Raw genomic sequence first — 18,550 nt, forward strand, 5'->3', positions numbered from 1 at the left:
ATGCTGGAGCAAGTTATCTTTTTCACAATCATAATGGGCTTTCTTATTTCGGTTTTACTTTCTCCACTATTTATTCCCTTCTTAAGAAGGTTGAAATTTGGACAAAGCATTCGTGAAGAAGGTCCGAAATCACATCTGAAAAAAACGGGCACACCGACAATGGGCGGAGTAATGATTTTGTTTTCGATTGTGATTACCACAATCGTTATGACGGGGAAGTTTTCCGAACCGACTGTCAAGACATATTTGCTTCTACTAGTAACACTAGGTTTTGGATTGCTTGGTTTTCTAGACGACTTTATCAAAGTTGCCTTAAAACGAAATTTAGGATTGACTTCAAAACAAAAACTATTAGGTCAAATTATTATTTCAATTATCTTTTATTTAATCTATAAGAAACAGGGATTCTCGACCGATGTTAGTCTCCCATTTACCGATTACTCATTTGATTTAGGCTGGTTTTTCGTATTTTTCATCATTTTCTGGCTTGTAGGCTTTTCAAATGCGGTGAACTTAACGGATGGGCTAGACGGTTTGCTGTCAGGTACAGCGGCTATTGCCTTTGGGGCATTTGCTGTACTTGCTTGGAATCAATCACAGATGGAAATTGCGATATTCTCTGTTGCTGTTGTTGGCGCAGTCTTAGGGTTCTTGGTGTTTAATGCCCATCCCGCTAAGGTCTTTATGGGAGATACGGGGTCGCTTGCGCTTGGTGGGGCGATTGCGGCTATTGCCATTCTGACCAAGCTTGAAATTATACTTATTATAATTGGCGGAGTATTTGTCATCGAGACCCTCTCGGTTATTTTACAAGTCGCTTCTTTTAAAACGACTGGTAAACGGATCTTCCGAATGAGTCCCTTGCATCATCATTATGAATTAGCAGGCTGGTCAGAATGGAGAGTGGTCGTCACTTTTTGGAGTGTTGGACTCATACTCGCGATACTTGGAATCTATATTGAGGTGTGGTTGTAATTGAAGCAGATAAACTCTTTTAGTCATAAAAAAATTCTTGTCCTTGGTTTGGCAAAAAGCGGTGTAACGGCAGCCGCGCTCCTGCATAAGCTTGGCGCATTTGTTACGGTCAACGATAAAAAGCCATTTTCAGAAAATCCAGAGGCTCAAGGGTTATTAGAGCAGGGGATTAAAGTAATTTGTGGTGATCATCCCGTAGAGCTGCTTGATGAAGGGTTCGAGCTGATTGTAAAAAACCCAGGGATTCCTTATAACAACCCGATGGTCACAGGGGCTTTTGAAAAGGGAATCCCAGTAATTACTGAAGTGGAGCTTGCTTATCAGGTTTCGGAAGCTCCATTTATTGCGATAACGGGAACAAACGGAAAAACAACAACAACAACATTAGTCTATGAAATGTTACGAGAAGATAATAAGCAGCCGCTAATCGCCGGTAATATCGGAACGGTCGCATCAGGTGTTGCCGAGGAAGCAACAAAGGACAATACGATTGTTATCGAATTATCTTCATTCCAGCTGATGGGAATCGAAACCTTTAATCCCAAAATTGCCATTATCACAAACCTTTATGAAGCCCATTTGGATTACCATGGGACAAGAGAGGAATATATTAAAGCAAAGGCGAATATTACAAAAAACCAGACAGAGCTGGAATATTTAATCGTCAATGCGGATCAGAAAGAAACATTTGAAATCGCTGGTCACTCCAAGGCTGCCATCATCCCTTTTTCCACAAAGATAGAGATGACTGAGGGTGCTTATATTAGTGATGGCTGGATTTGCTTTAATCATGAAAAGATAATGCCAATTGAAAACATAGCCTTACCAGGCGTCCATAATCTAGAAAATATTTTATCGGCTATGGCTGCAGCAAAACTTTCTGGTGTGGATAACAGTGCTATACAAGAGGTATTGCGAACCTTTACTGGTGTCAGGCACCGCCTGCAATATGTGACTGAAATCGATGGAAGAAAATTTTATAATGACTCAAAGGCGACGAATTCCTTGGCAACCATTAAGGCATTGGCTGCCTTTGAAGCACCGATCATCCTGCTTGCAGGAGGGTTGGATCGGGGCAATGAATTTGACGAACTCATTCCGTATCTTAAAAATGTAAAAGCTATGATTACGTTTGGGCAGACAGCACCAAAAATTGAGCGGGTTGGGGCCGAAGCAGGAATAAAAATAATTGAGCGTGTCGATAATGTTGACAAGGCCGTGCCCGCTGCTTATCAATACTCGGAATCAGGTGACATCATTCTGTTATCCCCTGCATGTGCCAGCTGGGATCAATATAAAACTTTTGAAGTCAGGGGAGACATTTTTATTAGTTCGGTGCATAAGCTTAAGTAAGGGCTTGTACGAAATGCGGAAGCGCCCGGATAGCGGCAAAGGATACTAGCCGCTGGGCTGCTTGTGCTGGAGAATTATCGAAGATTAGCTTAATACTTCTGATAATAAGCCCTAAAACTCGTGGTTGAGGTGTATAGCGGTGCCGACAAAGAGAACAACGCCTGATTTCATTTTAATGATTGTAACATTTACGCTGCTGGCAATCGGTCTGATTATGGTCTATAGTGCAAGTGCGATTTGGGCTGAACATAAATTTAATGATTCCTTTTTCTTTGCCAAAAGGCAAACCCTCTTTGCCGGAGTTGGAATTGCTGCCATGTTTTTTATTATGAATATCAACTACTGGACGTGGAGAACTTGGTCGAAGACAATAATCATTGTCTGTTTTGTATTATTAATTCTTGTGTTGATTCCCGGAATCGGAAATGAGCGAAATGGATCTAGAAGCTGGATTGGTGTTGGAGCATTTTCTATTCAGCCCTCAGAATTTATGAAGCTGGCGATGATCGCATTTTTGGCAAAATATCTTTCTGAACGGCAAAAGTTGATTACTTCTTTTAGAAAAGGTCTTGTCCCTTCATTAGGTCTTGCATTTATAGCCTTTGCAATGATCATGCTTCAACCTGATTTAGGCACTGGAACAGTTATGATGGGAACCTGCGTTGTGATGATTTTCATTGCTGGTGCACGGATTAGTCATTTTGCTTTTTTAGGACTATTGGGAGTAGCCGGGTTTGTCGGCTTAATTGTATCCGCCCCGTATCGAATTGCGCGGATCACTTCTTTTCTAGATCCTTGGTCGGACCCCCAGAAAAGTGGTTTTCAAATTATTCAATCGTTATTTGCAATTGGTCCTGGCGGATTATTCGGGCTGGGACTTGGCGAAAGCAGGCAAAAGTTTTTTTACTTACCGGAACCGCAAACCGATTTTATCTTTGCCATTCTTTCTGAGGAACTTGGATTCATTGGTGGTTCTTTCATCCTGCTCTTGTTTGCGCTATTATTATGGAGAGGGATTCGCATCGCATTAGGTGCTCCTGATTTATATGGAAGTTTTCTTGCCGTCGGTATTATTGCTATGGTGGCTATTCAAGTAATGATTAATATCGGTGTTGTCACAGGATTAATGCCAGTAACGGGTATTACATTGCCATTTTTAAGCTATGGGGGCTCCTCGTTGACCTTAATGTTAATGGCTATCGGTGTTCTCCTTAATATTAGCCGATATTCAAGATATTGAAGTATACCCTGTTTATGACAGGGTTTTTTTGTTTTAATAGGAATAATTTTGTTCATATCTTTACATTTAGATAACATTCTTTTTTCATTTGCTTTTTTTCGTGTATTTTTATAGTAAGATAGGTATGCAATCTGAGTGTTAAATTGTTAATGAGGTGGAAAAATGAAAATAGTCGTAAGCGGCGGTGGGACTGGCGGACATATATATCCTGCGCTCGCACTAATTAGAGAAATTCAAAAAGAGAACAAAGATGCGGAGTTTTTATACATAGGTACACTGAATGGTTTGGAGAGCAAAATTGTTCCCCGTGAAAATATTGCATTCAAATCCATCCATATTACTGGTTTTAAAAGAAAACTTTCCTTTGAGAATGTAAAAACCGTATTTCGATTTTTAAAAGGGGTAAAAGATAGTAAAACAATTTTAAAAGAATTTAAGCCGGATATTGTCATCGGAACAGGAGGATATGTTTGTGGCCCTGTTGTTTATGCAGCTGCTAAGCTCCGTGTACCAACAATTATTCATGAACAAAATAGCGTCCCAGGTTTAACTAATAAATTTTTAAGCCGTTATGTTAATAAAATTGCCATTTGTTTTGAAGAGGCGAAAGAATACTTTCCCGCAGAAAAGGTGGTTTTTACGGGAAATCCACGGGCTTCTGAGGTGATTGGCAGGGATGGAATACAGGGCCGGCTTTCAGCGGGCCTTAGTACAACAATGCCAGCTGTGTTAATCTTTGGCGGCAGCCGTGGTGCTAGACCCATCAATGAAGCCGTTGTTAAAGCCTTGTCGGAACTGGCTGAAAAACCCTATCAGGTTCTTTATATTACTGGCGACGTTCATTACGAGGATGTCAAAAAGGAAGCTGAGTTGGTTGGAAGTCCAAAAAATGTCGTGATAAAACCATTTATTCATAATATGCCAGAGGTCCTTGCCGGCATCGATTTAGTTGTTTCAAGAGCAGGTGCAACAACGTTAGCAGAAATCACATCACTTGGAATTCCCAGCATTCTTGTTCCAAGTCCCTATGTAACGAATAATCATCAGGAAAAAAACGCGAGGTCGTTAAGTGAACATGGAGCGGCAGAACTGGTTTTGGAAAAAGATTTGAATGGTAAAAGTCTTGTTACTAATATCGATCGAATTCTCTTGGATAACGAGAACCTAAAGGAAATGAAACGAAAGTCCAAAAAAATAGGTGTTCCAGATGCAGCGAGCAGACTTTATTTATTAATGGGCCAGCTTGTAAAAGGAAATCAGAAGTAGCCCAATTTCATTTGCAGCATAAACTGAAATTAACTTATTTTTGGAAAGTCAGGGTGGTAATTATGGACGTAATAGCAATGGAATTACAGAATTTAAATATTGGAAAGGTAAAAATAAAGGAACCGCTAGCCCATCACACCACAATCAAAATAGGTGGTCCTGCTGATCTTTTTATTGAACCTTCATCAGTCGAAGGTTTAAAAAAGGTAATGGCAGTTGTAAAGAAAAATCGCCTAAATTGGCGGGCGATTGGCAGGGGGTCAAATCTTTTAGTCTCTGACAAAGGGATTGAAGGTGCGGTCATAAAGCTTAGTAATGGAATCGATGAACTTAAGATTAATGGTACAGAAATTACTGTTGGCGGCGGTCATTCTCTGATAAGCTTAGCAACACAAATAAGCAAAAAGGGGCTGGCCGGGCTTGAGTTTGCCAGTGGAATCCCAGGGTCTGTCGGTGGGGCTGTTTATATGAACGCGGGTGCACATGGGTCAGATATTAGCAAAATCGTAACAGCGGCCCACATATTATTTGATGATGGAACAATGAAGTGGCTTACCAACGAAGAATTGGAGTTCTCCTACAGAACATCCGTCTTACAGAAAAAGCGCCCGGGGATTGTTGTGGAAGCAACCTTCAAGCTTTGTGAGGGTGAAAAGTCTGCCATTGTTTCACAAATGCTAAAAAACAAGGATTATCGAAAGGATACACAGCCATGGAATTTTCCATGTGCGGGTAGTATCTTCCGAAATCCGCTCCCGAATTACGCAGGCAGGTTAATAGAGGTGGCTGGTTTAAAGGGGTTCAGTATTGGCGGGGCAAAAATTTCAGAAATGCATGGGAATTTTATTGTGAATGCTGGGAATGCCAGCGCAGAAGATGTACTGGCATTAATTCAACATGTAAAGGATACCATTTACAGTTTATATGAAATAAAAATGGAAACCGAAGTTGAAATCGTTGGCAGAAAATAGAAAATTTTCTTATGAGAAATTTCTTACGAATGACAAATTTTGTGTTATAATTACTGATAATATAATAGGTGGCAGCTCGAAAGTAAATGAGTGACGGCATGAGTTTTCGTGCCGTTGTTTCTCTTTTCGAGCACCCACTACCTGAATTTTGGACATGTTGGTATTACTATTTTCGAGCAACTGCTTTTAGTGGAGGAATAATGAATGGAAAAAGGTAAAATTGTTGCTCTTGAGGACCGTATTCCAAAGCTAAAGGAGCAAAGACGACGAAAAGCAAATAGACGTCTTGTGCTCCTGCTACTGCTATTTTTTACAATGATTGTTGTTGTTGCTTATTCACAATCACCGTTAAGTCAGGTGAAGACGATTACTATTAAAGGAAATGAAGTGTATTCAAAGGTTGAATTACGAAATTATAGCGGCCTTTCAAATAATACAAATATTTGGAAGGTAAAGAAAAGTGTTGTTGCCCTTAAATTGCAGCAATTATCTGAAGTGAAAAAGGCAGATGTGAAGATACAATGGCCGAACACGATTGTCATACATGTTATTGAACATAAACGAATTGCCTACATTAACCAAGACAATAAATACTTTCCGGTAATGGACAATGCTAAAATTCTCAAAAATAGACAAGCTGAAAATATCCCCGTGAATTTTCCGATTCTATTTGAATTCAAAGAAGGTTCTGCCTTAAATGAAATGGTCAAAGGGTTAGAAGAGCTTCCTAGTGAAATTCTAAACTCCATCTCTGAAATTCATTTTACTCCGACAAAAACCGATCAATATCATGTTTCCTTATTTATGAATGATGGCTTCGAGGTAAGTGCCACATTAAGAAGCTTTTCAGAAAAAATGGTGCATTATCCCTCAATTATCAGCCAATTAGACCCTGCAAAAAAAGGTATTATCGACCTAGAAGTAGGTTCATATTTTAAGGCTTTTGAAACGGAAGTGGAGGACAAAAAAGTTGAGGAAGATAATGGTGAGGGGTAAACATGTTATTTTGTCCCTAGTCTGCCTTGTACTGGGGTTTATGATTGCGTTCTCCTATCACCTGACACAAATGGAAAATAAGCAAAAGAAACCCAATGTATCTGATAAGCTATGGGAAAAGACTCTTGTATTGAGAAATCAATTAATTGCACAAGAGGAGACCAATCGTATGCTTCAAAGGGACCTAAATAAGAAACAAGAAAAAGTTCTTAAAAATGAAAAAAACTTATCAAAGGAAACGCAAGTTTTCCTTAATCTTGCCGAGGATGCCGAAAAATATCGGATGTTTTTAGGTAAGGTGAAGGTAAGCGGAAAAGGGGTTAAGATTTCTCTTATTGACGGTGCATATGACCCGAAAGAAAAGAATATTAACAACTATCTTGTCCATGAACACCATGTGTTTAAAGTAGTGAATGAACTATATATTTCTGGAGCTGAAGCGGTGGCAATCAATGGGCAAAGACTAACGAGCCAATCTTATATTGTTTGTAATGGACCAGTAATTACCGTTGACGGGATTCCCCACCCCGCCCCATTTATTATTTCTGCAATTGGAGATCCGGATGTCCTGTCATCTTCATTAAACCTTACCGGTGGGGTTAAGGATCAGCTTGTCAACGATAACATTGTATTTACATTAGAAAAAGATAATGAAATTACTCTAAATCCCGTATTAGGGAGTTAAGTAATTGGGAAAAGTGTCCACGAAGGATGAATTTAAAGGTTAGGTGAAAAAAGTGGACAAGCAAAAAATGAATGTGAGTTTTACACTGATAGCAGTCTTGGTCGGGTTCATGATTGCTATCCAGTTCCAAACTGTGAAGAAGCCTATTGAGCGTGATACACGAGATGTTTGGCAGCTTCGTGAAGCGCTTCTTAAGGAGAAGGAGCTACAGTCAAATTTATTAAGTGAAATTCGTTCAAATGAAGAAAAACTCTCCGCCTATGAATCGAAAAGGAAACAAAGCAAAGAACAAGCATTAAGGGATACGTTACAGGAATTAAAGATAGAAGCGGGATTGACCGAAATAGCTGGACCTGGAATAACGTTACAAATTGAGCCAGTAATTGAGGATATTAAGCTAGGGGCTCCTGTTACTAAGGTCGTTTCACCAGAACTCCTAAAAAGATTACTGAATGAGTTAAATATGTTTGAAGCGAAATATGTGGCGATTGATGGCCAAAGAATTATTAATACGACTGTGATTCGGGATATCAATCAGGAAACAAAAATCGATGGGCATACAATTAAGAGTTTGCCAGTAGAGGTTAGAGTGGGCGTAGATGATATTAGTAGTGCTGAAAAATTATCTAATCGAATGAAAGTATCCAAAGCTATCGAAGAATTTTTCATCGAAAATCTACGACTTTCTGTCTCAGCACCAAATCCGAATATAACGGTACCAGCCTATGATAATCCAATGCGGATCCGCTATCTGGAGCCGATAAAAGAAGGAGGCGATTCCTAATGTGGCTTCCGTTCGTGGGATTAATCATTGGAATCATTCTAGGATTATTAACAGAAATCCGCATTCCTGAAGAATATTCCAATTATTTGTCGATTGCTGTATTAGCGGCATTCGACACACTTTTCGGGGGAATTAGGGCTAACTTGCAAAATATTTATGACGAAAAGGTATTTGTTTCGGGATTCTTTTTTAATATAATACTTGCTGCAAGTTTAGCTTTTCTCGGTGTTCATCTTGGTGTAGACTTATATTTAGCGGCAGTTTTTGCGTTTGGTGTCAGGTTGTTTCAAAATATTGCCGTAATTCGTCGAATTTTATTGACAAAATGGTCAACTAGAAAAGAAAAATTAGAAAAAAGTTGAAAATTTTAAAGGGAAATATGTAGTTGTGACGAATAATTTTATATGATATGGCTAGTTACTTTTATTGAACAAAAAAATTAATTGTTGTTCGAGTTAAGGAAATCTAAAGGAGGTGCCAAAGAATGAACAGCAATGAAATATATGTTAGTCTTGACATCGGTACATCCAGTGTAAAAGTTATCATTGGTGAAATGGTCAATGACTCGGGCAAAGACTCATTAAATATAATAGGTGTAGGCAACGTGCAATCTGAAGGATTACGTAAAGGGTCGATTGTCGACATGGACGACACCGTTCATTCTATTAGAAGAGCGATCGAGCAAGCAGAAAGAATGATTGGGTTGGAAATAAGAGACGTCGTGGTCGGGATTTCAGGGAACAATGTAATGCTTCAGCACTGTCACGGTATTGTTGCTGTTTCCAGCCAAAACCGTGAGATTACGAATGAGGATGTCATTCGTGTCATTGAAGCATCTCATGCAGGCTCTATTGCTCCTGAAAGAGAGAATATTGGCGTTATTCGAAAACAATTCGTCTTGGATGGTAAAGATGAGATTAATGACCCCCGAGGTATGATTGGTGTACGCTTAGAAATGGATGGTACATTGATTACGGGATCTAAATCCATTATTATTAATACACTTCGCTGTGTTGAACGTGCGGGTCTTGAAATTGTAGACATCGTTTTACAACCGCTGGCTGCAGGGGATTATGCATTATCGAAGGATGAAAAAAACCTCGGTGTTGCCCTAATTGATCTTGGCGGCGGGTCAACAACGATCGCTGTTTTCGAAGAAGGATTTATCACGCAGACCAGTGTAATTCCTATTGGCGGAGACTATATCACAAAGGATTTATCCGTTGGTTTACGGACCTCTACAGAGGATGCCGAAAAAATAAAGATTAAACATGGACATGCATTCTATGATGATGCCTCAGAAGATGAAGTCTTCAGTGTTCCAATCATCGGCAGTGACCAGCACCAGCAATTCAATCAGCTTGAAATCTCTGATATTATTGAAGCTAGAATGGAAGAAATTTTTGAACTAGTATTACATGAAATGAAACGAATGGGCCTAAGCGACCTTCCTGGCGGGTATGTATTAACTGGCGGAATTGCCAATATGCAGGGTGTATTGGAGCTTGCCCAGGTTATTTTACAAAATCGAGTACGAATTGCTGTCCCTGATTATATTGGCGTGAGAGAGCCTCAATATACAACAGCGGTCGGCTTAATTAAATATGCTTACAAGAATGCTAGATTACCAGGTGGAACGGTTAGCTCCTCAACGATAGCCGAGCCAGTTGAAAAGAGAGTGCCAAAACAACATCAACCAAAGGCAAAAGTAGAAAAACATCCGGAAGAAAAGATGTCATCAAAAGTAAAAAAATTCCTTGGTTACTTTTTCGAATAGGTATAATCGAAAAGGAAGCAGCGAATTAGGAGGATTGTCATGTTAGAATTTGATACAAATTTAGATTCTCTTGCAACAATAAAAGTAATCGGAGTTGGCGGCGGTGGTAATAATGCAGTAAACCGTATGATTGAACATGGCGTTCAAGGCGTTGAATTTATCGCAGTTAATACTGATGCACAAGCATTGAATCTGTCTAAAGCAGAAATTAAGATGCAGATTGGTGCGAAGCTTACCCGTGGTCTTGGAGCTGGAGCTAATCCAGATGTTGGTAAAAGGGCTGCGGAAGAAAGTAAGGAACAGCTTGAAGCGGCACTGAGCGGTGCAGATATGGTATTTGTGACCGCAGGGATGGGCGGCGGAACAGGTACTGGAGCAGCACCAGTAATCGCTCAAATTGCCCGTGATTTAGGCGCATTGACTGTAGGGGTTGTTACCCGGCCATTCACATTTGAAGGTAAGAAGCGTTCAAATCAGGCTTCAGGTGGAATCGGTTCGATGAAAGAAGCGGTTGATACACTAATTGTCATTCCTAATGACCGACTTCTTGAAATTGTTGATAAAAGTACTCCAATGTTAGAAGCTTTCCGTGAAGCAGACAATGTTCTCCGTCAAGGGGTACAAGGGATTTCTGATTTAATTGCCACCCCCGGATTAATTAACCTTGATTTTGCTGATGTTAAAACGATAATGTCTAATAAAGGGTCTGCGTTAATGGGTATTGGTGTTGCTGCAGGTGATAATCGTGCAGCAGAGGCAGCAAAGAAAGCCATTAATTCACCATTATTAGAAACCTCCATCGATGGGGCACAGGGTGTGCTTATGAATATTACTGGAGGCTCAAATTTAAGTCTTTACGAGGTTCAAGAAGCGGCTGATATCGTAGCAACGGCGTCTGACCAAGAGGTAAACATGATCTTTGGTTCTGTGATTAATGAGAATCTTAAGGATGAAATCATTGTTACGGTCATTGCTACTGGCTTTAATGAGGAAGTAATACAGCCTAAAGTAAATAGGCCGACATTTGGACAGGCGAAGACTCCAATTAATAATGTAAAGAGAGAGCAAAAGCGAGAAGAAGTTCATCAAGAGCCTGCTCGCAGTTCCAATACAAATACTTCCCAAGAAGAAACATTAGATATTCCAACCTTCTTACGCAACCGAAATAGAAGAAGATAATTATTCTTATAAACATAAAAAGGGCATGATCCATACGGGTCATGCCCTTTTTATGTTAATTCCTTTTTACATATGACAAGAATAGTGAAAATTTCTGATTTTTTGATTACAGAAAGTGACACACTTCAGCTATGTAAGTAGGTTATACTTTTTCGTAAACAGAAAGGAAAAGAGGAAGCGCCTTGCTAACTTGGGCTGGACGATTAATAGGGGGAAACTCACTTGACCGTTTATTTAGATGTGATTTGGGCTCTTAATCTGTTATTTGATAGCCTTCTCCTTTACTTAACAGCTATTTTTCTAAAAAGAAAAATAAAATTATGGAGAATAGTAGCTGGGGGATTTATTGGCTCATTGATTATTTTATTATCGTTTACACCATTAAATGTCTATTCAAGTCATCCCATTTCAAAACTTATCTTTTCAATCATGATGGTGTTAATAGCCTTTGGATTCAAGCGGCTGACTTTTTTCATTAAAGCGTTAACGACGTTCTATGTGTCGACATTTTTAATCGGTGGGGCAATAATGGGTACCCATTATTTTATTCAATATGATTCCGTGTTAACGATAAAGGTTCTAAAGTCCAGTGTCGAAGGATTTGGTGATCCGATTAGTTGGCTATTCGTTCTGATTGGCTTTCCAGTTGCATGGCACTTCTCAAGAAAAAATGTGGAAAGTATGGAAATGACCAAAATTTTATTTGACCAAATTGTTAATGTAAAACTCAATATTGATAATGAAACCTTTACTTTCAAAGGATTGGTGGATAGCGGAAATCAACTTTATGATCCTTTAACAAAGTTACCTGTTATGTTTGTCTCAATCAAAAACCAAATGGGGACTATCCCGGAGTCAATAAGAAAGATTGCGGCAGACCCGGAACCATTCTTGCTGGGTAATAAAGAATTTCCTGAAGAATGGCAAAGCAGGCTAAAAATAATTCCATTTCGTGTGGTGGGACAAGAGCATCAGCTCATTATTGCCGTAAAACCCGATAACATATTGATCGAACATAACGGTACTCAATATCTATGTGAAAAGGGTCTGGTGTCCTTTACAGCCAAGCAGCTTTCGGCTGATGATGCTTTTCAATGTATTGTTCATCCGAAGATGCTGACGGGGCACAAGCAGCAAGGTGAGACTGTGAAGGTGAGTTAGTAATACTATACTCAGAAAAACATATTTTAGAAGGAGGAACATACATGAAAAAATGGAGACTTCGCCTTTCCTACTACTGGTATAAAATATTAATAAAATTGGGTCTTAAAGCGGATGAAGTTTATTATATTGGTGGAAGCGAAGCATTACCGCCTCCTTTGAACAAAGATGAAGAAGAGATGTTATTAAAAAAACTGCCTGACGGTGATAAGGCAGCAAGGTCGATTTTAATTGAGCGAAATCTTCGCCTCGTTGTTTACATCGCTAGGAAATTTGAAAACACCGGTATTAATATCGAGGATTTAATAAGTATTGGAACAATTGGATTAATTAAAGCCGTCAACACTTTTAACCCAGAGAAAAAAATTAAACTAGCTACATATGCATCAAGATGTATTGAAAACGAGATCCTCATGTACTTACGACGAAATAATAAAATAAGATCAGAAGTGTCCTTTGATGAACCATTAAACATTGATTGGGATGGGAACGAGCTATTATTATCTGATGTTTTGGGAACGGATGATGACATTATTACGAAGGACTTAGAGGCAAACGTGGACAGGAAACTTTTGACAAAGGCATTGCATCAGCTTTCTGAGCGTGAAAAGCAGATTATGGAGCTTCGGTTCGGTTTAACAAATGGTGAAGAAAAAACCCAAAAAGATGTCGCTGACATGCTTGGTATTTCGCAATCCTACATTTCACGATTAGAAAAAAGGATCATAAAAAGGTTAAGAAAAGAATTTAATAAAATGGTGTGATTACCTAAAATAGAAAAATTTTTTTCTACAAAAAAAACGCTAGATTCTACCTTGCCTAATTGCATTTTTCGACATTTTAGAACGGTCCTTCATCATGGACAGGTGCATATTTTTCCTTCCCTAGGAAATACTGTTTTTTGTACAGCAGCTCCTGTGAGGAGGGAAAAGGATTGACTCGAAATAAAGTTGAAATTTGCGGTGTGGACACAGCAAAACTTCCTGTATTAAAAAACGAAGAAATGAGAATTCTCTTCAGGCAAATGCAAGAGGGCGATATATCTGCCAGAGAAAAGCTCGTCAACGGTAATTTACGACTCGTATTAAGTGTCATTCAGCGGTTTAACAATAGGGGCGAGTTTGTTGACGATCTGTTTCAGGTCGGCTGTATTGGACTAATGAAATCGATTGATAACTTTGACTTAGGTCAAAATGTAAAGTTTTCCACTTATGCCGTACCAATGATTATTGGAGAAATACGACGTTATTTACGTGATAATAACCCAATTCGTGTATCACGATCCTTAAGGGATATTGCTTATAAGGCCCTGCAGGTAAGGGAGCGGTTAATGAGCGAAACCTCTCGTGAACCGACTGCACAAGAAATCGCCAAGGTCCTGGAAGTACCGCATGAAGAGATTGTTTTTGCCCTTGATGCCATTCAGGATCCAGTGTCCCTATTTGAGCCGATTTATAATGATGGCGGCGATCCCATTTATGTTGTCGACCAATTAAGCGATGAGAAAAGTAAAGATATCCATTGGATTGAAGAAATTGCTTTAAAAGAAGGCATGCGCAGATTAAATGAACGTGAAAAATTAATATTACGGAAACGGTTTTTTCAAGGAAAAACACAAATGGAAGTCGCGGATGAAATCGGGATATCCCAAGCACAGGTTTCACGTCTAGAAAAAGCGGCCATAAAACAAATGAATAAAAATATTCAAAGTTAAAGCTGTCCAACCCGGACAGCTTTATTTTATTTTTACTAAAATGATGAGAGCCATCATATATTTACTATAGTAATGAAATCGGGAGTGAGTGATGATGGTGAAAATTTCTGAATTTCAAATAAAAGATGTTGTGAATGTATCTGATGGAAAGAGACTTGGCAATATTGGTGATATTGAAATTAATTTAACGACAGGAAAAATTGAAGCGGTCGTAATTAGCGGCAGCGGCAGGGTGCTTGGCTTTTTTGGAAAAGATGATGATGTTGTGATTCCTTGGAAAAATATCATTAAAATTGGCCAGGACGTGATTTTGGTAAGATATAAAGGAAGTGAAGAAAGATTATCCAGTGAAGCAAAGGTGTAACCATTGATATTTGCGGTGACCATTTTTTCTTTTCATGGTAAACTAATTAGAAAAGCGCAAGCGCCCTGGTCAGCGGCGTATGGCCTGGAGCGCTCCAACTGAGATAAAGGAAACACGGAGAGCGGAGCGCATCCGTGCTTGACTTATCGTAGGGCGGAGAGCGAAGGACACTAGCCGCTAGGGCGCTGGAGCTGGACATTACTCAAAGTCCAATGATATAAATTTTGATAAAAAGAAAAACATAAGAGGTAAAGAAAATGGAACCCTTTGTTTTAAAAAATCAGTCATTTTTTACAATTGAAAGCTGGACGCGGCAATATCCCGGGTTAACTGCAGGGATGACGACCAAAAATGGCGGGAAAAGCATAGGGGAATTCGAAACCCTTAACCTTGGCTTTCATGTTGGAGACGTTGCAGACAATGTTTGTTCGAATCGTGAAACAGTTTCTGAATTGTTGAAGTTCCCTTTAAACGCTTGGGTCGGGGCAGAACAAACACATGATACTGTCCTTAAAAAGATTACAATAGAGGATCGTGGAAAAGGATCCAGTTCTTATAACGATTCCTTTAAAGGTACAGATGGTTTTTATACAAATGAAGAGGGTATCCTGTTAACACTTTGCTTCGCTGACTGTGTCCCTCTTTTTTTTATTGCTCCGGAATCGAGGATGATTGGAGCAGCACATGCCGGCTGGAAAGGAACCGTCGGGCAAATTGCCAAGCGAATGGTCACCGCGTGGGGCGAAGAAGGAATTACTCCAGAACAAATTTTTGTCGTAATCGGACCATCTATTTGTGAAAAATGTTATATTGTTGATAAGCGTGTCATTGATTTAGTCGAAAATACACTAGAAGATGGCGGAATGTTACCATATAATTTAATAAAAGAAGGTCAATATTCGTTAGATTTACGTGAATTAAATAGGAAAATTCTTCTGAGTGCTGGTGTCCCGGATGGGAATATCCTATCTACAGGATTTTGTACTAGCTGCGATAAAAAGGAGTTTTTTTCCCATCGCCGTGCAGAAGGGCGGGCAGGGAGAATGTTAAGCTTTATTGGCTGGAAGGAGAAGGCGGACCATTTATGAAGGTAGCATCAAATCTTGAACTAATAAGAAAGCAAATAAATGAAGCATGCATGAAAGTAAATCGGAGCCCGGAAGAAGTTACATTGATTGCCGTCACGAAATATGTGAGTACTGAAAGAGCAAATGAAGCGCTTGAAGCTGGTATCTTTGATTTAGGCGAAAATCGTGATGAGGGGCTCCTTGAAAAGTGGGAGGTATTACAGGACAAGCCCAGCTGGCATTTTATTGGTACGCTCCAGACACGCAAGGTAAAAAATATTATTGATAAAGTTGAATATATTCATTCGCTGGACCGAATTTCACTGGCTGAAGAAATCAATAAACGGGCAGGACATAAGATAAAATGTCTCGTCCAAGTCAATGTTTCTGGTGAAGAATCAAAGCACGGGTTAACACCTGAAGAAGCGCTTGTGTTTATAAAATCGCTCCATTCTTTTGAGAATATTATCATTGAGGGTTTAATGACAATGGCTCCATTATCGGATGATGAACACTTAGTTCGTGCTTGTTTTCGCAAATTAAGAGTACTACGTGATCAAGTCCAAGACATGAACTGGGATTTTGCCCCTTGTACGGAGTTATCGATGGGAATGTCAAATGATTATTCGATTGCAATTGAAGAAGGAGCAACTATGGTAAGAATTGGTACGGCGCTTGTCGGTGAAGCTGGTTAGGAGAGAAAATAATGACAATTAAATCGAAATTAAAAACATTTTTCTTTTTAGATGATGAATATGATGATAACAATGATGATTTTATAGAAGCAGTTGAACCGGTAAAACAAAAGCAACAAACTCTGAAAAGCCAAAATGTTGTCAGTTTGCAAAGTGTGCCAAAGTCAACGAGTCCAGCAAAGTCATCAAAGGTTATATTAGTTGAACCGCGTTCTTACTCAGAGTCAACGGATATTGCTGACCATTTAAAAAGCCGCCGTGCGGTTGTGGTGAACCTGCAGAGCATTGATAGCGAACAAGGCCGACAAATAGTCGACTTCTTAAGTGGGGCTGTGTATGCAATTGGCGGGGACATTCAAAAAATTGGATTAAGTATTTTTTTATGTACTCCTGAAAATGTAGAAGTTTCGGGGAATATTTCGGATCTTATTCCTGGCCATGATAATCAAAATACAAGGTGGTAATTAAATGGTTTTTGTGTTTAACCTATTACAGCAGTTAATTCAGATTTATTCGTGGGCGTTAATTATATACATTTTAATGTCATGGTTTCCTAATGCGCGTGAGTCATCGATTGGTCAATTCTTAGCCAGAATTTGTGAACCATATTTAGAGCAATTTAGAAAAGTGATTCCACCGCTTGGTATGATTGATATTTCTCCAATTGTTGGCTTTTTAGTTCTTAAGGGTGCAAGCATGGGGCTATATAGTGTATATCAGTGGCTTAGTTAAGAATACAGATAGTGGGTTGTGTTTTGAAAAATGAACATTTATCAGCATTTCCGCCCGGAAGAACGGGAATTTATCGACCAAGTTCTCCATTGGAAAAATTATGTGGAGACACAATATACTCCTAAACTAACTGATTTTCTTGATCCAAGGGAACAGCATATTCTTAAACTGTTAATTGGTGAAAATGGTGATGTGAATTATAAGCTTTTTGGCGGCAGTCTTGATGTGGAACGAAAAAGGGCATTAATCATCCCTGATTATTTAACAGTTTCCGCTGAGGAATTTCAAATCAGTCTCTTTGAAATTCATTATCCCACAAAATTTGTGACAATCGAACATCGGCAGGTTTTAGGGACACTGATGTCTTTAGGGCTAACACGGGGGAAATTTGGTGATATCCTTATTAAGGACAGTGAAATTCAATTTTTCGCAGCTAAGGAAGTAAGTGACTATATAAAAAGCAATCTAGAATCCATCGGCAGGGCAGGCGTGAAATTAGTTGAGGTTGCCCACGAAAATGCCCTTTCCGCGAAAGAATCATGGGAAGAAAATGAAATAACAGTATCCTCTTTACGTCTGGATACTGTTATTTCAGGTATTCATCATTTATCCCGGCAAAAAGCACAGCTCCATATCCAACAGGGACTTGTGAAGGTAAATTGGACATTAATCGAAAATCCTTCATTTGAGTGCGGAGTTGGTGATATGATTTCTATTAGAGGACATGGCAGGGCAAAAATAATGGGGATTGACGGAAAAACAAAAAAAGAAAAATGGCGAATTAACATCGGAAGGCAAAAATAATTACAAGGTAGGCAGGATTTTCGAAAAACTTGTCGAATATTTGTTTATACATAAAGAAGTAGAGATTGTATGGAGGTGGCATCATGCCGTTAACGCCGTTGGATATTCATAATAAAGAGTTTAATAAGGGTTTTCGTGGCTACGATGAAGATGAAGTAAACGAATTTCTCGATCAGGTCATTAAGGATTATGAATTAGTGCTAAGAGAGAAAAAAGAAATAGAAGAACGCTTAAACGAGATGAAAGACCGTCTTGGACATTTTGTGAATATTGAAGACACACTTAACAAATCCATCATCATTGCTCAGGAAGCGGGCGAAGATGTAAAACGTACTGCCCAAAAGGAAGCAAAGCTGATTATTAGAGAAGCGGAGAAAAATGCCGACCGAATTGTCAATGAATCTCTTTCTAAGGCACGAAAGATTGCGCTTGAAATCGAAGATTTAAAGAAGCAATCGAAAGTATTTAGAACTCGGTTTAAAATGTTGATTGAAGCCCAGCTTGATATGTTGAATACGGATGATTGGGACCATCTATTAGAATATGAAGTCGATGCAACTGAATTGAAAATTCATCAAGAAGAAGATTCATTGGCTTGACGAATGACGCAAAATTAGCATATAATTTTTTAACAAGTAGTATAGAATGGACAATGACGATGAAAGGGAAAGTACAATTTTTCTAAAGCTTTTTGAAGCGAGCCGGGGATGGTGAAAGCCTGGTAAAGCTGAAAAGTTGGAAAATCACCCTCGAGTTCCAGGTCGAACCTCCTTTTAAAGGCTAGTAG

General features: G+C 39.1%; 21 protein-coding genes and 1 other annotated feature (1 of these 22 running past the window's edge). All 21 genes read left to right on the forward strand.

The window, feature by feature from the left end:
* The 21 genes from mraY to BSO02S_RS10635 all read left to right on the forward strand — a co-directional run bounded on the left by mraY (position 1) and on the right by BSO02S_RS10635 (position 18,362).
* A complete protein-coding gene (gene mraY / locus BSO02S_RS10535) occupies positions 1 to 975 on the forward strand; it encodes a phospho-N-acetylmuramoyl-pentapeptide-transferase (RefSeq protein ID WP_066066522.1) in 975 nt (324 codons plus the stop codon).
* Positions 976 to 2,328 (forward strand): UDP-N-acetylmuramoyl-L-alanine--D-glutamate ligase, encoded by a 1,353-nt coding sequence (gene murD, locus BSO02S_RS10540; protein ID WP_066066523.1) that lies wholly within the window; start codon positions 976 to 978, stop codon positions 2,326 to 2,328.
* A gap of 139 nt (positions 2,329 to 2,467) precedes the next feature.
* A complete protein-coding gene (gene spoVE, locus BSO02S_RS10545; RefSeq protein WP_066066526.1) occupies positions 2,468 to 3,568 on the forward strand; it encodes a stage V sporulation protein E in 1,101 nt (366 codons plus the stop codon).
* A 162-nt stretch (positions 3,569 to 3,730) separates the two neighbouring features.
* Positions 3,731 to 4,834: an undecaprenyldiphospho-muramoylpentapeptide beta-N-acetylglucosaminyltransferase gene (gene murG, locus BSO02S_RS10550; RefSeq protein WP_066066529.1), complete on the forward strand. Its 1,104-nt coding sequence runs from the start codon at positions 3,731 to 3,733 to the stop codon at positions 4,832 to 4,834.
* 62 nt (positions 4,835 to 4,896) lie between these two features.
* Positions 4,897 to 5,805, forward strand: coding sequence for a UDP-N-acetylmuramate dehydrogenase (murB, locus tag BSO02S_RS10555; protein WP_066066534.1), 909 nt, complete (start codon positions 4,897 to 4,899; stop codon positions 5,803 to 5,805).
* A gap of 204 nt (positions 5,806 to 6,009) precedes the next feature.
* Positions 6,010 to 6,801, forward strand: coding sequence for a cell division protein FtsQ/DivIB (locus BSO02S_RS10560; protein ID WP_066066535.1), 792 nt, complete (start codon positions 6,010 to 6,012; stop codon positions 6,799 to 6,801).
* On the forward strand, positions 6,788 to 7,486 hold the full coding sequence (locus BSO02S_RS10565) for a DUF881 domain-containing protein (protein ID WP_066066629.1): 699 nt from the start codon (positions 6,788 to 6,790) through the stop codon (positions 7,484 to 7,486). Before BSO02S_RS10560 ends, BSO02S_RS10565 begins: the two co-directional genes overlap by 14 nt.
* 52 nt (positions 7,487 to 7,538) lie before the next feature.
* Positions 7,539 to 8,270, forward strand: a complete 732-nt coding sequence (locus BSO02S_RS10570) for a DUF881 domain-containing protein (protein WP_066066537.1) — start codon at positions 7,539 to 7,541, stop codon at positions 8,268 to 8,270.
* On the forward strand, positions 8,270 to 8,632 hold the full coding sequence (locus BSO02S_RS10575; protein ID WP_066066542.1) for a small basic family protein: 363 nt from the start codon (positions 8,270 to 8,272) through the stop codon (positions 8,630 to 8,632). Before BSO02S_RS10570 ends, BSO02S_RS10575 begins: the two co-directional genes overlap by 1 nt.
* A gap of 122 nt (positions 8,633 to 8,754) precedes the next feature.
* On the forward strand, positions 8,755 to 10,047 hold the full coding sequence (ftsA, locus tag BSO02S_RS10580; RefSeq protein WP_066066545.1) for a cell division protein FtsA: 1,293 nt from the start codon (positions 8,755 to 8,757) through the stop codon (positions 10,045 to 10,047).
* Positions 10,048 to 10,086: 39 nt separating this feature from the next.
* Positions 10,087 to 11,226 (forward strand): cell division protein FtsZ, encoded by a 1,140-nt coding sequence (ftsZ, locus tag BSO02S_RS10585; protein WP_066066548.1) that lies wholly within the window; start codon positions 10,087 to 10,089, stop codon positions 11,224 to 11,226.
* Positions 11,227 to 11,448: 222 nt separating this feature from the next.
* Positions 11,449 to 12,387, forward strand: coding sequence for a sigma-E processing peptidase SpoIIGA (spoIIGA, locus tag BSO02S_RS10590; RefSeq protein ID WP_066066551.1), 939 nt, complete (start codon positions 11,449 to 11,451; stop codon positions 12,385 to 12,387).
* A gap of 44 nt (positions 12,388 to 12,431) precedes the next feature.
* Positions 12,432 to 13,151 carry an RNA polymerase sporulation sigma factor SigE gene (sigE, locus tag BSO02S_RS10595; RefSeq protein ID WP_066066553.1) on the forward strand — a complete coding sequence of 240 codons (720 nt, stop codon included), beginning with the start codon at positions 12,432 to 12,434 and terminating at the stop codon, positions 13,149 to 13,151.
* Between the two features lie 170 nt (positions 13,152 to 13,321).
* Entirely contained in the window at positions 13,322 to 14,101 is a 780-nt protein-coding gene (gene sigG, locus BSO02S_RS10600; protein WP_066066554.1) for an RNA polymerase sporulation sigma factor SigG, read from the forward strand.
* Positions 14,102 to 14,195: 94 nt separating this feature from the next.
* The gene (locus BSO02S_RS10605; protein ID WP_066066557.1) at positions 14,196 to 14,465 is read left to right on the forward strand and encodes a YlmC/YmxH family sporulation protein; all 270 of its coding nucleotides are present in this window, start codon (positions 14,196 to 14,198) and stop codon (positions 14,463 to 14,465) included.
* Between the two features lie 257 nt (positions 14,466 to 14,722).
* The gene (gene pgeF, locus BSO02S_RS10610) at positions 14,723 to 15,553 is read left to right on the forward strand and encodes a peptidoglycan editing factor PgeF (RefSeq protein WP_066066558.1); all 831 of its coding nucleotides are present in this window, start codon (positions 14,723 to 14,725) and stop codon (positions 15,551 to 15,553) included.
* Positions 15,550 to 16,227, forward strand: a complete 678-nt coding sequence (locus BSO02S_RS10615; RefSeq protein ID WP_066066563.1) for a YggS family pyridoxal phosphate-dependent enzyme — start codon at positions 15,550 to 15,552, stop codon at positions 16,225 to 16,227. The genes pgeF and BSO02S_RS10615 overlap by 4 nt, the downstream gene beginning before the upstream one ends.
* 11 nt (positions 16,228 to 16,238) lie before the next feature.
* The gene (locus tag BSO02S_RS10620; protein ID WP_066066566.1) at positions 16,239 to 16,691 is read left to right on the forward strand and encodes a cell division protein SepF; all 453 of its coding nucleotides are present in this window, start codon (positions 16,239 to 16,241) and stop codon (positions 16,689 to 16,691) included.
* 4 nt (positions 16,692 to 16,695) lie between these two features.
* Complete coding sequence (locus BSO02S_RS10625; protein WP_066066568.1) at positions 16,696 to 16,959, forward strand: YggT family protein; 264 nt, start codon at positions 16,696 to 16,698, stop codon at positions 16,957 to 16,959.
* Positions 16,960 to 16,989: 30 nt separating this feature from the next.
* Positions 16,990 to 17,763 carry a YlmH family RNA-binding protein gene (locus BSO02S_RS10630; RefSeq protein WP_066066570.1) on the forward strand — a complete coding sequence of 258 codons (774 nt, stop codon included), beginning with the start codon at positions 16,990 to 16,992 and terminating at the stop codon, positions 17,761 to 17,763.
* Positions 17,764 to 17,846: 83 nt separating this feature from the next.
* Positions 17,847 to 18,362: a DivIVA domain-containing protein gene (locus BSO02S_RS10635; protein WP_066066573.1), complete on the forward strand. Its 516-nt coding sequence runs from the start codon at positions 17,847 to 17,849 to the stop codon at positions 18,360 to 18,362.
* 50 nt (positions 18,363 to 18,412) lie between these two features.
* Positions 18,413 to 18,550: a binding site (T-box leader), on the forward strand (it continues 104 nt past the right edge of the window).

The organism is Neobacillus soli NBRC 102451 (genome assembly GCF_001591665.1).
GTDB classification, from domain to species: domain Bacteria; phylum Bacillota; class Bacilli; order Bacillales; family Cytobacillaceae; genus Neobacillus; species Neobacillus soli.

Bases quoted from the DNA above. Each gene is read 5' to 3' on its own strand.
- mraY (WP_066066522.1), top strand. From the start codon at position 1: ATGCTGGAGCAAGTTATCTTTTTCACAATCATAATGGGCTTTCTTATT.
- murG (WP_066066529.1), top strand. From the start codon at position 3,731: ATGAAAATAGTCGTAAGCGGCGGTGGGACTGGCGGACATATATATCCT.
- murB (WP_066066534.1), top strand. From the start codon at position 4,897: ATGGACGTAATAGCAATGGAATTACAGAATTTAAATATTGGAAAGGTA.
- BSO02S_RS10560 (WP_066066535.1), top strand. From the start codon at position 6,010: ATGGAAAAAGGTAAAATTGTTGCTCTTGAGGACCGTATTCCAAAGCTA.
- BSO02S_RS10565 (WP_066066629.1), top strand. From the start codon at position 6,788: ATGGTGAGGGGTAAACATGTTATTTTGTCCCTAGTCTGCCTTGTACTG.
- BSO02S_RS10575 (WP_066066542.1), top strand. From the start codon at position 8,270: ATGTGGCTTCCGTTCGTGGGATTAATCATTGGAATCATTCTAGGATTA.
- ftsA (WP_066066545.1), top strand. From the start codon at position 8,755: ATGAACAGCAATGAAATATATGTTAGTCTTGACATCGGTACATCCAGT.
- ftsZ (WP_066066548.1), top strand. From the start codon at position 10,087: ATGTTAGAATTTGATACAAATTTAGATTCTCTTGCAACAATAAAAGTA.
- sigE (WP_066066553.1), top strand. From the start codon at position 12,432: ATGAAAAAATGGAGACTTCGCCTTTCCTACTACTGGTATAAAATATTA.
- BSO02S_RS10605 (WP_066066557.1), top strand. From the start codon at position 14,196: ATGGTGAAAATTTCTGAATTTCAAATAAAAGATGTTGTGAATGTATCT.
- pgeF (WP_066066558.1), top strand. From the start codon at position 14,723: ATGGAACCCTTTGTTTTAAAAAATCAGTCATTTTTTACAATTGAAAGC.
- BSO02S_RS10615 (WP_066066563.1), top strand. From the start codon at position 15,550: ATGAAGGTAGCATCAAATCTTGAACTAATAAGAAAGCAAATAAATGAA.
- BSO02S_RS10620 (WP_066066566.1), top strand. From the start codon at position 16,239: ATGACAATTAAATCGAAATTAAAAACATTTTTCTTTTTAGATGATGAA.
- BSO02S_RS10625 (WP_066066568.1), top strand. From the start codon at position 16,696: ATGGTTTTTGTGTTTAACCTATTACAGCAGTTAATTCAGATTTATTCG.
- BSO02S_RS10630 (WP_066066570.1), top strand. From the start codon at position 16,990: ATGAACATTTATCAGCATTTCCGCCCGGAAGAACGGGAATTTATCGAC.
- BSO02S_RS10635 (WP_066066573.1), top strand. From the start codon at position 17,847: ATGCCGTTAACGCCGTTGGATATTCATAATAAAGAGTTTAATAAGGGT.